At 52.9% G+C, this 14,785-nt stretch carries 18 protein-coding genes; 6 read left to right on the forward strand and 12 right to left on the reverse strand.

Features of this window, described 5'->3' with window-relative positions; all coding sequences use genetic code 11:
* The first annotated feature begins 17 nt into the window (after positions 1–17).
* From FFS28_RS03180 to yciA, 3 genes are all read left to right on the forward strand, one after another.
* A complete protein-coding gene (locus tag FFS28_RS03180) occupies positions 18–761 on the forward strand; it encodes a YciC family protein (RefSeq protein ID WP_137848743.1) in 744 nt (247 codons plus the stop codon).
* A gap of 57 nt (positions 762–818) precedes the next feature.
* Positions 819–1,358, forward strand: a complete 540-nt coding sequence (locus tag FFS28_RS03185) for a septation protein A (RefSeq protein WP_006175757.1) — start codon at positions 819–821, stop codon at positions 1,356–1,358.
* A gap of 102 nt (positions 1,359–1,460) precedes the next feature.
* Positions 1,461–1,856, forward strand: coding sequence for an acyl-CoA thioester hydrolase YciA (gene yciA, locus FFS28_RS03190; protein WP_006175758.1), 396 nt, complete (start codon positions 1,461–1,463; stop codon positions 1,854–1,856).
* Between the two features lie 41 nt (positions 1,857–1,897).
* Here the strand turns inward: yciA and tonB are convergent, their stop codons facing one another.
* Entirely contained in the window at positions 1,898–2,623 is a 726-nt protein-coding gene (gene tonB, locus FFS28_RS03195) for a TonB system transport protein TonB (RefSeq protein WP_058610418.1), read from the reverse strand.
* A gap of 222 nt (positions 2,624–2,845) precedes the next feature.
* On the opposite strand from tonB, the gene FFS28_RS03200 reads away from it, so the two are divergent.
* The gene (locus FFS28_RS03200; protein ID WP_058610417.1) at positions 2,846–3,142 is read left to right on the forward strand and encodes a YciI family protein; all 297 of its coding nucleotides are present in this window, start codon (positions 2,846–2,848) and stop codon (positions 3,140–3,142) included.
* 44 nt (positions 3,143–3,186) lie between these two features.
* Here FFS28_RS03200 and leuE read toward each other — a convergent pair whose 3' ends face one another.
* The 4 genes from leuE to FFS28_RS03215 form a co-directional block, all read right to left on the reverse strand.
* Entirely contained in the window at positions 3,187–3,822 is a 636-nt protein-coding gene (leuE, locus tag FFS28_RS03205) for a leucine efflux protein LeuE (RefSeq protein ID WP_137848744.1), read from the reverse strand.
* Between the two features lie 66 nt (positions 3,823–3,888).
* On the reverse strand, positions 3,889–4,299 hold the full coding sequence (locus tag FFS28_RS03210; protein WP_137848745.1) for an Exc2 family lipoprotein: 411 nt from the start codon (positions 4,297–4,299) through the stop codon (positions 3,889–3,891).
* 12 nt (positions 4,300–4,311) lie between these two features.
* Complete coding sequence (locus tag FFS28_RS21930; protein WP_212743965.1) at positions 4,312–4,440, reverse strand: KPN_01571 family protein; 129 nt, start codon at positions 4,438–4,440, stop codon at positions 4,312–4,314.
* Between the two features lie 118 nt (positions 4,441–4,558).
* A complete protein-coding gene (locus FFS28_RS03215) occupies positions 4,559–4,732 on the reverse strand; it encodes a YciY family protein (protein WP_137848746.1) in 174 nt (57 codons plus the stop codon).
* A 143-nt stretch (positions 4,733–4,875) separates the two neighbouring features.
* On the opposite strand from FFS28_RS03215, the gene cls reads away from it, so the two are divergent.
* Positions 4,876–6,336 (forward strand): cardiolipin synthase, encoded by a 1,461-nt coding sequence (gene cls, locus FFS28_RS03220; protein WP_137848747.1) that lies wholly within the window; start codon positions 4,876–4,878, stop codon positions 6,334–6,336.
* A gap of 33 nt (positions 6,337–6,369) precedes the next feature.
* The gene (locus FFS28_RS03225; RefSeq protein WP_137848748.1) at positions 6,370–6,699 is read left to right on the forward strand and encodes an HI1450 family dsDNA-mimic protein; all 330 of its coding nucleotides are present in this window, start codon (positions 6,370–6,372) and stop codon (positions 6,697–6,699) included.
* Between the two features lie 32 nt (positions 6,700–6,731).
* Here FFS28_RS03225 and FFS28_RS03230 read toward each other — a convergent pair whose 3' ends face one another.
* From FFS28_RS03230 to FFS28_RS03260, 7 genes are all read right to left on the reverse strand, one after another.
* The gene (locus FFS28_RS03230) at positions 6,732–7,601 is read right to left on the reverse strand and encodes an ion transporter (RefSeq protein ID WP_171007373.1); all 870 of its coding nucleotides are present in this window, start codon (positions 7,599–7,601) and stop codon (positions 6,732–6,734) included.
* A gap of 14 nt (positions 7,602–7,615) precedes the next feature.
* The gene (gene oppF / locus FFS28_RS03235; protein WP_006175824.1) at positions 7,616–8,620 is read right to left on the reverse strand and encodes a murein tripeptide/oligopeptide ABC transporter ATP-binding protein OppF; all 1,005 of its coding nucleotides are present in this window, start codon (positions 8,618–8,620) and stop codon (positions 7,616–7,618) included.
* On the reverse strand, positions 8,617–9,630 hold the full coding sequence (locus FFS28_RS03240) for an ABC transporter ATP-binding protein (RefSeq protein WP_137848750.1): 1,014 nt from the start codon (positions 9,628–9,630) through the stop codon (positions 8,617–8,619). Before FFS28_RS03240 ends, oppF begins: the two co-directional genes overlap by 4 nt.
* Before the next feature lie 11 nt (positions 9,631–9,641).
* Positions 9,642–10,550 carry an oligopeptide ABC transporter permease OppC gene (gene oppC / locus FFS28_RS03245; RefSeq protein ID WP_006175828.1) on the reverse strand — a complete coding sequence of 303 codons (909 nt, stop codon included), beginning with the start codon at positions 10,548–10,550 and terminating at the stop codon, positions 9,642–9,644.
* A gap of 12 nt (positions 10,551–10,562) precedes the next feature.
* The gene (oppB, locus tag FFS28_RS03250) at positions 10,563–11,483 is read right to left on the reverse strand and encodes an oligopeptide ABC transporter permease OppB (protein ID WP_006175829.1); all 921 of its coding nucleotides are present in this window, start codon (positions 11,481–11,483) and stop codon (positions 10,563–10,565) included.
* Positions 11,484–11,564: 81 nt separating this feature from the next.
* A complete protein-coding gene (oppA, locus tag FFS28_RS03255; RefSeq protein WP_137848751.1) occupies positions 11,565–13,196 on the reverse strand; it encodes an oligopeptide ABC transporter substrate-binding protein OppA in 1,632 nt (543 codons plus the stop codon).
* 772 nt (positions 13,197–13,968) lie between these two features.
* On the reverse strand, positions 13,969–14,616 hold the full coding sequence (locus FFS28_RS03260; RefSeq protein WP_137848752.1) for a YchE family NAAT transporter: 648 nt from the start codon (positions 14,614–14,616) through the stop codon (positions 13,969–13,971).
* Between the last annotated feature and the right edge of the window lie 169 nt (positions 14,617–14,785).

Genomic DNA, 14,785 nt, shown 5'->3' on the forward strand with positions numbered 1-14,785 from the left:
ATACTCAAGGAGAGTGCATGTCTATCACGGCGAAGTCTGTCTACCGTGACACGGGAAATTTTTTCCGCTATCAGTTCATTACCTTTTTACTGATTGCGTTGTTGTGCGCTTTTATCACGGTGGTGCTGGGTCATGCGTTCTCACCCAGTGATGAACAAATTGCCAGCCTCAGCCAGGGGGATAACCTTGCAGGGAGCGTAGGGCTGTTTGACCTGGTGCAGAACATGACGCCTGAACAGCAGCAAATCCTGCTGCGGGCATCGGCTGCGTCCACCTTCTCGGGCCTGATTGGCAATGCTATCCTCGCAGGTGGTGTGCTGCTGATGATCCAGCTGGTGTCAGCCGGACAACGCATCAGCGCCCTGCGCGCCATCGGTGCCAGCGCCCCTGTTCTTCCGAAACTGTTTATCCTTATTTTTCTGACCACCCTGCTGGTACAGATGGGGATTATGCTGATCGTGGTACCGGGCGTGCTGCTGGCTATCGTGCTCTCCTTCGCGCCGGTGATGGTGGTCCAGGACAAAATGGGGATCTTCACCGCGATGCGCAGCAGCATCCGACTGGCCTGGTCGAATATGCGCCTGGTCGCACCGGCCGTTATCGGCTGGCTGCTTGCTAAAACGCTGTTACTGCTGTTTGCGCCGAACTTTGCCGTATTAACGCCCAATGTGGGTGCGGTAGTCGCTAATACGCTGAGCAACCTGATTTCAGCCGTGCTGCTGGTCTACCTGTTCCGCCTGTATATGTTAATTCGTCAGTAGTCCTGATGGCCGGGCACATCGCTGTGTCTGGCCCCACTCAGAGGATGGGATTGTAGAATGAAGCAGTTTCTGGATTTTTTACCGCTGGTTGTCTTTTTTGCCTTTTATAAGCTGTACGACATCTATGCTGCCACCACGGCACTGATTATCGCCACAGCCATCGTGCTGATTTACAGCTGGGTTCGCTATCGCAAAGTTGAAAAAATGGCGCTGGTGACGTTTGTCCTGGTCGCGGTCTTTGGCGGATTAACCCTGTTCTTCCATAATGATGAGTTTATCAAATGGAAGGTGACCGTCATTTATGGCCTGTTCGCTGGTGCATTGCTGATTAGCCAGTGGATTATGAAAAAGCCGCTGATCCAGCGTATGCTGGGTAAAGAGCTGACGCTGCCGCAGCACGTCTGGTCCCGCCTGAATATCGCCTGGGCGGTGTTCTTTATTTTATGTGGCCTCGCCAATATCTATATCGCCTTCTGGCTGCCACAGAATATTTGGGTCAATTTCAAGGTCTTTGGCCTGACGGCGTTAACGCTGATCTTCACCCTGTTAAGCGGGGTGTATATCTATCGTCATATGCCTCAGGACGAGAAGCACTGATAAACATTACCGGAGCGCAAATTACATGCGCTCCGGTCTATTCTCTCCAGCCCGAAATCATAGTAGCATCCCGCCTGAAGTCTTCAGTTACGAGTAAAAACAATGACAAAAAATGACGCCCCTCAGGGCGAACTGGTATTGCGCACGCTGGCAATGCCCGCAGACACCAATGCTAACGGCGATATTTTTGGCGGCTGGCTTATGTCGCAAATGGATATGGGCGGCGCGATTCTGGCAAAAGAGATTGCACACGGGCGGGTTGTAACCGTCCGGGTAGACGGCATGACCTTCCTTCGACCAGTGGCTGTGGGTGACGTTGTCTGCTGTTACGCGCGCTGTGTTAAGCGCGGCAATACGTCTATTTCTATCAATATTGAAGTGTGGGTGAAAAAAGTCTCTTCTGAGCCGATTGGGCAGCGTTATAAGGCGACGGAAGCGCTGTTTATCTACGTGGCGGTAGATAACGCGGGCAAACCCCGTCCACTGCCGCAGGCCTGATATTCAGACAAAAAAAGCCTCCGGTCCGGAGGCTTTTTCTTTTATTCCATCTGTGCCCCGCCGTTCAGGCGGAACACAATATTCACAATCAACCCACGACCCGGCTTGCCGGCTTCATAACGCCATTTTCTCATGGCTGACTTCACCTCACGCTCGAACATATTAGAAGGCTGTGCAGACAGGACCTCTACGTTCTCGACGCGGCCATCAGAGGTTACGTCAAATTTGACCCGCACACGCCCTTCAATACGCAGGGCCTGCGCGCGCGCCGGATATTGCGGTTGGTTACGGCTGAGGGCGCGAGGCCCCGCAGGCGCGGATACCGTTGGTTTTGCCGCTGCAGGCGCGCTATTCATTAGCGGTCGCGACGGCGCAGCGTTTTCGACCGTCTGCGTTGCGCGTGGCTCAACCGGACGCGTTTCACGTTTCGGCCGCTCTTCCACCTTCTTCACCGGCTTTGGCTTCGGTTTAGGTTTGGGTTTTGGCTCCGGCTTGTGGATCACCACGGGCGCTTCTTTCGGCGGCTCCGGAACGGGTTCAGGCTCTGGCTCCGGTTCTGGCTCAGCGACGGGCTGTGGCGGTGGCGCAACCTGCGGCGGCTCAAGATCCGCAGGCGATACCATGGTCACAGAAATAGGCTGCGCGGGCGCTGGCATTTCAATAACCTGATGAACCGAGGTATAGAGCAGACCCGCCACGACAGCGCCGTGGATAACCACGGAAAGCAGCGTCGGCCATGGAAAGCGGCGAGGTAAATCTAGGGTCATCGAAGTCATAATCATCAACGTTTAAAAACCGGACCTCGATTTTAAATGCAAATAGCAATCATATTCAACAAGTCACTTTGATGCGGGGCCATTTAAGCGCAAGAAACCCTAAAAAAAGCGCACTCAGATCAGGGTATTAACATTGTTTTTATCTTTACATTGCAGTCAGTTGCCCTTTCACATAACGTAATTGACACTTTTACTGGTTAAGGAGCTACCCCCGTGCTTTATGTGATTTACGCCGAAGATAACGCCGACTCCCTGGAAAAACGCCTTTCTGTACGTCCTGCGCACCTGGCGCGGCTGCAGCTGCTTCAGGATGAAGGCAAATTATTGACCGCAGGCCCAATGCCTGCCGTAGACAGCAACGATCCGGGTGCGGCGGGTTTTTCAGGCTCGACGGTCATTGCTGAATTCGAATCACTGGAAGCCGCGCAGGCCTGGGCAGACGCGGATCCGTATGTCGCGGCGGGCGTGTATGCAAAGGTGACCGTGCGGCCATACAAGAAAGTATTTTGATATAAGAAAGGCTCCATCAGGAGCCTTTTTTCGACTGATTTTACTCAGTGTAGTGATGCCAGCCTCGCCGCAAAGCCCACAAACAGCAGCCCTATCAAACCATTTCCCAGCGTCGCCAGTTTCTTTTTGGTTTTCAGGTAGCGCGTGACAAACGCGCCGGAGAAGATCAGGAAGCTCATATACATAAAGCTGATAAGCTCGAGCGTTGTAGCAAGGATCAGGAAAGAGGTGCCTGTGTTTTCAGCCCGCACATCAATGAACTGCACAAAAAACGAGACGTAGAACAGAATCGCTTTTGGGTTCGTCAGGCTTAACACCAGCGAGCGTTTCATGATCATGCTGGCGGGTTCTGTACCGCTCTGTTCGCCGTCATTTTTCCGGGTAGCCACTGACCAGAGTATTTTTCCCCCGAGCCACAACAGATAAAATGCGCCCAGATAACGAACAATATTGAATAACACCGGCGTCGTCTGGATAAGCGCAGCGACGCCTGCCCAGGCCAGGAACATCAGTACCGCGTCGCCGACAAATACGCCGGTGGCGGCCAGATAACCTTTTTTAACACCGTGGCCAATCCCTGTTTTCAGCACAAACAAGGTATTCGGACCTGGAACCAGAACAATAAAAAAAGCGCCGACCACGTACGTCCAAAAATTCAGTACACCAAACTCCGCAAACACCTCTCCCTCCTTTTGCTTAAAATGACGAGAATATCGCTGCAACGACGATATTCCCAAAACGCCCGGCTATTGTACGCCGTTATAGCCATCAAGATAAGACGCGGCCAGTTCATTGCCGAACAGTATGGCGTCTTTTTCCTCCATCCCGGAGGTCCATTTGTCACTGGCGTTGCCGTTGAACGAGTGATCGGTGCTCGCATCTTGTTTAAGCTGGTCGCGGATACTCTGCGCATAGGCAGCCGCTTCCTCCTGTGTCCGGCCTGCGGCGCGGTCCGCTTTGCCGCGGGCATACAGTTCACGGAACTGTGGTACGTTCAGTCGGTAATTTTGTGAAACGCTCGAGGTGTAGTTGCCCCCGACAAAACTGGATTTATGCGAGACGAAATAATACGCATGGCGTTCGGGTGACGTTTTTGTATTCGCACACCCGCCGAGTAGCGCAATCCCGAGAAATAACGCGATATGTTTTCCGTTCATTCCATTTTCCTTTTAAACAATCCACTGCGTGGCCCAGGCGTATATATATACTGCCAGCGAAGAGAATGTCGGCAGCTGTAATTCTTCCCTGAACGCGTCCAGCGCTAAAAGCACAATAAAGACCCACAAATAGGGATTCATTCTGGTAATTTCATAAGATTAGGCGCGCAAAGTATACCGCTGAAGCGCTCTGTCGGGGACTGCAAATAATGATAGATTTTGGCGGCATTGTGGGCACCGTGACGGTGCCCTGTGGGGATCAGATGTCCTGGACCGCGAACACTAATGCATTACGGTGTCGGCTAAGCCCACATTTCCTGATGGCGTGAATACGCATATTGCGGCGGGATTGTGCTTCCAGCCAACGAGCCTTACGACGACTCACCTGTCGCAACATGCGCCAGCGCCCTACTTCATTTCTACTGCGCTTCATGTCTACAACTCTTTCTTTATAAGAAAGGCCATTATAAACCCAACCTGGCGGCAAACCAGCGCTTTTATCTGCCGTTTTTATTTGCCAGATGAATCCTGATGCGTACACTCATAACAATACGCTTTCAAAAGGATTTTTTAACTATGACAACCTTCTACACCGTGGTGAGTTGGCTGGTCATTCTGGGATACTGGCTGTTAATCGCGGGGGTGACATTACGTATCCTGATGAAGCGCAGAGCCGTACCCTCTGCCATGGCCTGGCTTCTGATTATCTATATTCTGCCGCTGGTGGGCATCATCGCCTATCTCTCTTTTGGCGAACTCCATTTGGGTAAACGGCGTGCAGAGCGCGCCCGCGCGATGTGGCCATCGACAGCAAAGTGGCTAAACGATCTCAAAGCCTGCAAACATATCTTTGCGGAAGAAAATAGCAGCGTCGCGGCATCGCTGTTTCAGCTGTGCGAGCGGCGTCAGGGGATCGGCGGTGTAAAGGGAAACCAGCTGCAGCTGATGACCACCTCCGATGATGTGATGCAGGCGCTGATCCGTGACATTCAGCTTGCGCGCCACAACATCGAGATGGTGTTTTACATCTGGCAGCCGGGCGGGATGGCGGACCAGGTTGCCGAGTCGCTGATGGCGGCCGCGCGTCGTGGGATCCACTGCCGCCTTATGCTCGACTCCGCAGGGAGCGTCGCGTTTTTCCGCAGCCCCTGGGCCGGTATGATGCGCAATGCGGGTATCGAAGTGGTGGAGGCGCTCAAGGTTAACCTGCTGCGTGTTTTCCTGCGACGCATGGATCTGCGCCAGCACCGTAAGATGATCCTGATTGATAACTATATTGCCTATACCGGCAGCATGAACATGGTTGACCCCCGCTTCTTCAAACAAGATTCCGGGGTCGGACAGTGGATCGACCTGATGGCGCGTATGGAAGGCCCGGTGGCGACGTCGATGGGCATCGTTTACTCCTGTGACTGGGAAATTGAGACCGGCAAACGCATCCTGCCGCCACCGCCAGACGGCAATATCATGCCGTTCGAAGAGGCCAGCGGCCACACCATCCACACCATCGCGTCTGGCCCGGGTTTTCCGGAGGATCTGATCCATCAGGCGCTGCTCACCGCGGCCTATTCCGCACGTGAGTATTTGATCATGACGACCCCCTACTTCGTCCCGAGTGACGATCTGCTGCATGCAATCTGTACCGCCGCGCAGCGTGGCGTGGACGTCAGCATTATTATGCCGCGAAAGAATGACTCGCTGCTGGTGGGCTGGGCAAGCCGCGCGTTCTTCAGCGAACTGCTTGCCGCAGGCGTGAAAATCTATCAGTTTGAAGGCGGATTGTTACATACCAAGAGCGTGCTGGTTGATGGCGAACTGAGTCTCGTGGGAACCGTGAACCTCGATATGCGCAGCCTGTGGCTCAACTTTGAGATCACTCTGGTGATTGATGACGCCGGTTTTGGCGGCGATCTGGCGGCGGTTCAGGATGATTACATCTCGCGCTCGCGCCTGCTGGACGCCAGGCTGTGGGTGAAACGTCCGTTGTGGCAGCGAATTGCCGAACGACTGTTTTACTTCTTTAGTCCGTTGCTGTAAAACGTGCCCAACGATGTTAAACAGGTAGTCATCATGGAAATGGATCTGAATAATCGCCTGACCGAAGACGAAACGCTCGAGCAGGCCTATGACATTTTTCTCGAACTGGCGGTGGCTAATCTCGACCCGGCCGACGTGATCCTCTTTAATCTGCAGTTTGAAGAGCGCGGCGGCGCCGAGTTGTTCGACCCGGCCGAAGACTGGGCGGAACATGTTGATTTCGATCTCAATCCGGATTTCTTCGCCGAGGTGGTGATTGGTCTTGCCGATGAAGATGGCGGTGAAATTAACGATATCTTCGCCCGCGTACTGCTCTGTCGCGAGAAAGACCACAAGCTGTGCCATATTTTGTGGCGCGAGTGATAAAAAAGGCTGCAATTGGCAGCCTTTTTTATTTACTCCGGTAAGTGACTTCCACAGCGGTGACAATACCGTGCGCTGTGTTCATGATTCCCCTGCTGACAATTCGGGCATTTCCTCTGCTGCTGGCGACTTTGAAATGCGCTGCTCATGTGCGTGGTAATAAGCCCCGTCGGGATCGCAATCACCGAATAGCCAATCAGAATAAGCACCGATGCCACAATGCGCCCCAGCGGCGTGTGCGGGGTAATATCGCCGTAACCCACGGTGGTGACCGTCACGATGGCCCAATACACCGACGCATTCAACGTGGTGAAGCCGTATTTTGGCCCCTCAATTAAATACATCAGCGATCCAAAGACAATCATCACGATCGCAATAAACGAATAAAAGAGAATGAGCTGATGTCGCGCGCTGACGATCGCCACCCAAAATACCCTCAGCGACGGCATAAACCGCAGCAGTTTTAAAATACGCAGCACGCGAATGGCGCGCATGGCTCGCCAGGCAAACACATAGTTCAGGCTGATTTCCGGCCAGAGCCACATAACGTACAGTGGCAGGATGGTGGCTAAATCAATAAAGCCCCAGAAGCTGAAAACGTATTTTGCCGGATTAGGCCAGCAGGCGACGCGTAAAATAAACTCAAGGGTAAAGACCAGGGTGACGATCAGTTCCAGCCAGACAAAGACGTGCCATTCATCAAAGGTCAGGTGATATTGCGTTCCGGCGCCGGATTCGACAAAGATAATGATCACGCTTATCAGCGCAAATAATCCGCACAGCCCCTCAAAGCGCCGCCCGGACACCGTATGGGGATCGAATAACAGGTGATACAGCCGCTGACGGGCCGACGTGAATAATCGCGACACATTAACCTCGCAAATAATAAGGGCTGACATCATGTCAGCCCTTGCGATTATAACGGGTCTACTTTCAGGCAGGAAACCGCATGTCGGAAACTGCCTTCCAGAACCGGTCTCGTTTTTGCACATTCCGGCCCGGCAATAGGACAGCGCGTACGGAAAACGCAGCCCGATGGCGGGTTAATGGGCGACGGCAGTTCACCCTCCAGAAGCTGGATGGTTTTATTCTTTTCCAGATCGGGATCCGGAACAGGCACCGCGGACATCAGCGCTTTGGTGTACGGGTGCAACGGGTTATGGTACACCTCATCGTACGTGCCTAGCTCAACGGCATGACCCAGGTACATCACCAGTACGCGGTCGGAGATGTGCTTCACGACCGCCAGGTCATGCGCGATGAAAATCAGCGACAGGCCCATTTCACGCTGCAGCTTTTGCAGCAGGTTCACCACCTGTGCCTGGATGGACACGTCCAGCGCGGAGACAGGCTCATCGCAGATAATCAGCTTCGGTTCGAGGATCAGCGCACGCGCAATGCCGATACGCTGGCACTGGCCGCCGGAGAACTCGTGCGGATAGCGGTTGATGAGGTTAGGCAGCAGACCCACCTTCATCATCATTGCCTTGACGCGGTCGCGCGCTTCCTGACGCGACATCTTAGGATGGTAAGTGCGCAGCGGCTCGGCGATGATCTCCCCGATGGTCATACGCGGGTTCAGCGATGCCAGCGGATCCTGGAAAATCATCTGGATGTCGCTGCGTACCGCGCGCCATTCATCCGGCTTCATGCCCAGCAGATCTTTGCCCAGCCACGCTACTTTGCCGTCTGTCGCTTTCACCAGGCCGATAATCGCGCGCGCAAAGGTGGATTTGCCGCAGCCGGACTCACCCACCACGCCCAGCGTTTCCCCTTCATAGAGACGAAGCGTTACGCCATCAACCGCCTTAAGGGTTTTAGAGGGCTGCCAGAACCACTGTTTGCCATCTTTGATATCGAAATGAACCTTGAGATCGGCGATTTCGAGCAGCACGTTTCTTTTTTCATCTATGGCGTTCATACCAGTTCCTCCAGCGGCTTATAGCAGGCGCGCAGTCGGCCCGGGGCAAACGCTTCCAGCGGCGGCGCGCTGTTACAGATTTCCATTGCGTGCGGGCAGCGCGGCTGGAACGGACAACCTTTCGGTAAACGCAGCAGGTTCGGCGGGTTGCCTGGAATGGTCAGCAGAGACTCCCCTTCCGCATCAAGACGCGGAACGGCGTTCAGCAGGCCAATCGAATACGGATGGGCAGGCTGGTAGAACACGTCTCGCGCCTTGCCATACTCCATAGTCCGCCCGGCGTACATCACCAGCACTTTATCGCAGATGCCCGCGACGACGCCCAAATCGTGGGTGATCATGATAATGGCGGTGTTAAATTCGCGCTTAAGCTCATTCAGCAGGGTCATGATCTGCGCCTGAACGGTCACGTCCAGCGCGGTAGTGGGCTCATCGGCAATCAGCAGCTTGGGCCTGCACAGCAGCGCCATGGCGATCATTACGCGCTGGCGCATGCCGCCGGAGAACTCGTGCGGGAACATGCGCATGCGCTTGCGCGCTTCCGGCATTTTTACCGCATCGAGCATTTTTACGGACTCCTCAAACGCTTCCGCTTTACCCAGCCCTTTATGCAGCATCAGCACTTCCATCAGTTGCTCGCCCACGCGCATATACGGGTTCAGGGAGGTCATTGGGTCCTGGAAAATCATTGAGATTTGCTCGGCGCGCAGCCTGTTCAGCTGATGCTCCGGCAGGTTGAGGATCTCTTTTCCGTTGAAGGTGGCAGACCCTCCGATACGCCCGTTTTGCGCCAGCAGGCCCATCAGCGCAAACGCCGTTTGCGATTTACCTGAACCGGACTCGCCCACAATACCGAGGGTTTCACCGGCCCGCAGGCTGAAGTTCAGATCGTTTACAGCGGTAACATCGCCGTCTGGCGTGTTAAACGTCACGCGGAGATCTTTGACGTCCAGCAGAATGCTTTCCTGCTGTTGCGCCTGCGGCACAGATGCCGTTTCAATAATTGTCATGACGGCGCTCCTTAACGGTCTTTCGGGTCGAGGGCATCACGCAGGCCATCGCCGATAAAGTTGAAACAGAACAGGGTGACAACCAGGAAGCCCGCCGGATACAGCAGCAGCCATGGAGAGACTTCCATTGAGTTTGCCCCATCGCTCAGCAGCGCACCCCAGCTGCTCAGTGGCTCTTGCGTACCCAGTCCCAGGAAGCTCAGGAAAGATTCAAACAAGATCATGCTTGGCACCAGCAGCGAGGCATAGACCACAACGACGCCCAGCACGTTTGGAACGATGTGGCGAACAACGATGTTCCCGGTGGAAACCCCACCCACCTGGGCGGCTTCGATAAACTCTTTTCGCTTCAGGCTAAGCGTTTGCCCACGCACAATACGCGCCATGTCCAGCCAGGAGACCATCCCAATGGCCACGAAGATCAGCAGGATATTCTGACCAAAGAAGGTCACCAGCAGAATAACGAAGAACATGAACGGGAAGGAGTTGAGGATCTCAAGCAGACGCATCATCACGGAATCCACTTTGCCGCCCAGGTAGCCGGAAAGCGAACCGTAGAGCGTGCCCAGGATCACGGCCACCAGCGCGGCGGCGATCCCGACCATCAGCGAAATGCGCCCACCGATAGCCACGCGGACCAGCAGGTCACGCCCTGAGGAGTCGGTACCGAAATAGTGGCCGGATTCCATATCCGGCGCGCTCGACATCATGCCCCAGTCAGTATCGAAATAGCTGAACTGCGACAGCATAGGTGCCAGGGTGACAAACAGTGCAATAATCACCAGCACAATCAGGCTGGCAACCGCTGCACGGTTATGCATAAAACGCCGCCGGGCGTCCTGCCAGAGGCTACGACCTTCGACTTCCAGTTTTTCACTGAAGTTTTCCAGCGCCTCGCTGTTTTTCTTACTCAACATCATGGCGAGCTCCAGTTAGTAACGGATTTTCGGGTCGATAACGGCATACAGCACATCGACAACGGCATTAAAGAGAATGGTCAGTGCCCCCACAAGGATGGTGAGGCTGAGAACGAGTGAATAGTCACGGTTAAGTGCACCGTTAACAAACAGCTGACCAATACCCGGCAAGCCATAAATGGTTTCTATAACCATTGAACCGGTGATGATCCCCACGAAGGCCGGGCCCATGTACGACAGCACCGGTAACAGCGCAGGCTTAAGCGCATGGCGGAAGATGATGCGGCGCATCGGCAGACCTTTTGCGCGCGCGGTACGGATGAAGTTTGAGTGCAATACTTCAATCATCGAACCACGGGTGATACGCGCGATGCTGGCGATGTAGGCCAGCGAGAGCGCCACCATCGGCAAAATCATAAATTGTATTGCCCCACCGTTCCAGCCGCCCCCGGGCAGCCATTTCAGCGTGATCGCGAATATCATGACCAGTAATGGCGCGACTACGAAGCTGGGTATGACCACCCCGGTCATTGCCACCCCCATCACGGCATAATCCCATCGGGTATTTTGTTTCAACGCGGCGATAACGCCCGCCGTGACGCCGAGAACCACGGCCAGAATAAATGCCGCCGCGCCTAATTTCGCCGATACCGGGAAGCTGGAGGCCACCAGGTCGTTAACGGAATAGTCTTTATATTTGAATGACGGCCCAAAATCCCCGTGCGCCAGCTGCTTCAGATAATTGAAGTATTGGGTGGTGATAGGATCGTTTAAATGATATTTCGCTTCGATGTTGGCCATGACTTCTGGCGGCAGCGTGCGCTCACCGGTAAAAGGACTGCCCGGGGCCAAACGCATCATAAAGAAGGAAATTGTAATAAGAATAAATAGCGTTGGAATCGCTTCTAAACAGCGACGCAGGATGAATTTCAACATTGCCCGTACCTTCTGGCGTGTGCCTTTATGTGATGATGATTAGACACCGTGGGGCGAGTATACCCGCCCCACTCATTGCCATTAATGCTTGATAATATACAAGTTTTTGACAGAGATATTATCCATCGGGTCTTTACCTGTGTAACCCCCAACCCATGGCTTAACCAGACGGGCGTTCACGTAGTAGTAAACCGGCACGATCGCGGAATCTTTATCCAGCTGCTGCTCCGCTTTTGAATAGAGTTCAGCGCGCTGCGCGTCGTCAGTGGTTTTCAGCGTATCGCCGATCAGCTTGTCAAACGCCGGGCTCTTATAGTGCGCGGTGTTGTTGGAGCTGTCGCTCAGCATGGTATTCAGGAAGGACGTCGGTTCGTTATAGTCCGCACACCAGCCTGCGCGCGCAACGTCAAAGGTGCCCTGGTGACGCGTGTCGAGGAAGGTCTTCCACTCCTGATTTTCCAGCTTCACGTTTGCGCCCAGGTTCTTCTTCCAGATGGATGCGACGGCGATAGCCAGTTTTTTATGCAGATCGGAGGTGTTGTACAGCAGGCTGAAGGTCAGCGGCTTGTCTGAAGTATAACCCGCTTCGGCCAGCAGCTTTTTCGCCTCTTCGTTACGTTTTTCCTGCGTCCAGCCAAACCACTCTGGTTTATCCAGCTTCATGCCGTCGGTATAAGGTGGGGTGTAGCTGTAGGCCGGAAGATCGCCCTGGTTTTTCACTTTGTTAACGATGATATCGCGGTCCAGCGCCAGCTTAAGCGCGGTACGAACGCGCACGTCGGTAAACGGTGCTTTCTGGTTGTTGATTTCATAGTAGTAAGTGCAGAGGTAAGGATCGACATGCACTTCTTTCGGAATTTCTTTTTTCAGCTTCTGGAACAGTTCAATCGGCATGTTGTTATAGGTCATGTCGATTTCACCGCTGCGGTAGCGGTTAACGTCCGTCACTTCAGAAGCGATTGGCAGATAGGTCACCTGGTTAATGACGGTCTTCGCGTTATCCCAGTAGTTGGTGTTACGCTCCAGCACCATACGCTCGTTGACCACCCAGTCTTTCAGCTTATAAGCGCCGTTGGTCACGATATTCGCAGGCTGGGTCCATTTTTCACCGAACTTCTCGATGGCCGCTTTTGGAACCGGGGAGACGGACGGGTGAACCAGCAGTTTGTAGAAGTACGGAACAGGCTCGCTCAACGTCACTTCAAATGTGTTTGCATCAATGGCTTTTACGCCAAGGTCAGTCACCGGTTTTTTACCCGTGATGATGTCATCGATATTGGCGATGTGACCATACTGCAGATAGCTCGCATACGGAGAGGCGGTATTAGGATTTGCCAGACGCTGCCAGCTATAAACGAAATCTTCAGCGGTAACCGGTGTACCGTCGGACCATTTTGCATCTTTACGCAGATGGAAGGTCCAGACTTTGAAATCTTTATTTTCCCATTTCTCAGCAACACCCGGCGCCGGGTGGCCGTCAACGTCGGTCACCAGCAGACCTTCAAACAGGTCGCGGTTAACGTTTGACTCAGGAACACCTTCGATTTTATGCGGATCGAGAGACTGAACTTCAGCGCCGTTATTACGAACCAGCGTTTGCTTCTCGGCGAGTTGAACCCCTGCCGGCACGTCTGCTGCCATTGCAGCGTTGCCCGCGATTAGCGCAGTTAAAATTCCCGCCGCGACCAGACTTTTTTTTGTGATGATGGACATTGTGTTGGTACTCCACTCATTATAATGACCGGCCTTCGCCAGTTGTGTAATCCCCTTCTGGGGCCTGTACAGCGCAGGAGTTTTTTTTTGCTGCTGTCAGGTTCTTTTTTACTTCTTGCTATCACCGACTTCTTTATTACTGACCGCTCGTGTGGCGGTCTTGCGTCGATTCCGGGTACGCCGCCCTGTCCGCGACGTGCCTGAGATATTTGAGAAGAAAACTATTTGAAAATAATTCTCATCTACTTCTTTACTGCTGCAAAATATAAGGCCGGAAAGTACCAAATGGCGTCAGCTCTCGCCAATACATTTTGCAAATTTGTTAAGCAATTCTCTTTTACGGTAGAGACCGTCTTTTAGGGGGCTGCCTTGCCTGAGATCAAACATCAGGGAAATGCCCTGCTATTCAATACGATACAGAAAAATACTTCTGCGAGCGCGTCGCTGCGCTTCGTTCGACTGGTTTTGTACAAAAAATTAACAATTGATTATTATTTAGCACATTCCTCTGGGGGAACGTTGAAATTACTAATATCATTTCGGTTATCTCTCAGCAAGCCCCAGAGTATCATGTAAGAAAAATAACAGATCGATTGCAGGATTTATGTGCAGAGGTTGTGAGAGCGAATATCTAACCCATTGAAATGTATAAAGCGGGGATTATTAGTAGAATTTATTATGACGTGTGCGCATTTCAACTTTATTAATATTTTTTACTGATAATAACGTAAAAAAAACGGCGCCACTGGCACCGTTCTTTCATATGAAACCGTTAATGCAACAATCCGGGGAAAATGCTTTTAATGCCGGTGACGATAAACTCAATGCCCAGCGCCATCAGCAAAAGACCCATAATACGCGTAATGACGTTAATGCCCGTCTGGCCAAGCAGACGAACCAGCCACGGTGCCATACGGAATAAGCCCCAGCAGCAAAGCGCAAACAGGGCTATCGCCACCGAAAACCCAATCAGGTGCATCACGTTGTGGTAGCGCGTACCCCATACGATCGTTGAGCTGATTGCACCCGGTCCGGCCATCAAAGGCAGCGCCAGCGGCACCACGCCGATGCTTTCGCGAATGGCAGTCTCTGATTTCTCCTGTTTATTCTGTTTATCTTCACCGAGCTTACCGCTGATCATCGACATGGCGATGGTAACGACCAGGATCCCGCCTGCAATTCTGAAGGAATCAATCGAGATACCAAACAGCTGCAGAATGGCGTCACCCAGATAAAGGGAGGTCAGCAAAATAATGGCAACCGACAGGTTTGCAGTGAGGTTAGTCTTATTTCTGGCGGCCGCCGTCTGGTAGCTGGTCATGCTAATGAAGACAGGAATGATACCCACCGGGTTCACGAGGGCAAACAAACCAATAAAAAACTTAAAATATGTAGGGAAATCAAAGAGCGTATGAATCACGAGGTGCTCCGCTAATGCGCATGGCCTGGGCTGAAAAAGGATCCTGATAAAACCGCGCTGAAGATACGCTTTTTAAACGCATTCTTCATCAGAAATCTGCGGCAAAATAGTAGCATTTCATGATGTTAATTATTTGTATTACCTATGACAGCTTCGCTTTCAATAGTTA

Origin of the sequence: Enterobacter sp. 2VL, assembly GCF_005503595.1 — a bacterium.
GTDB lineage: Bacteria > Pseudomonadota > Gammaproteobacteria > Enterobacterales > Enterobacteriaceae > Enterobacter > Enterobacter cancerogenus.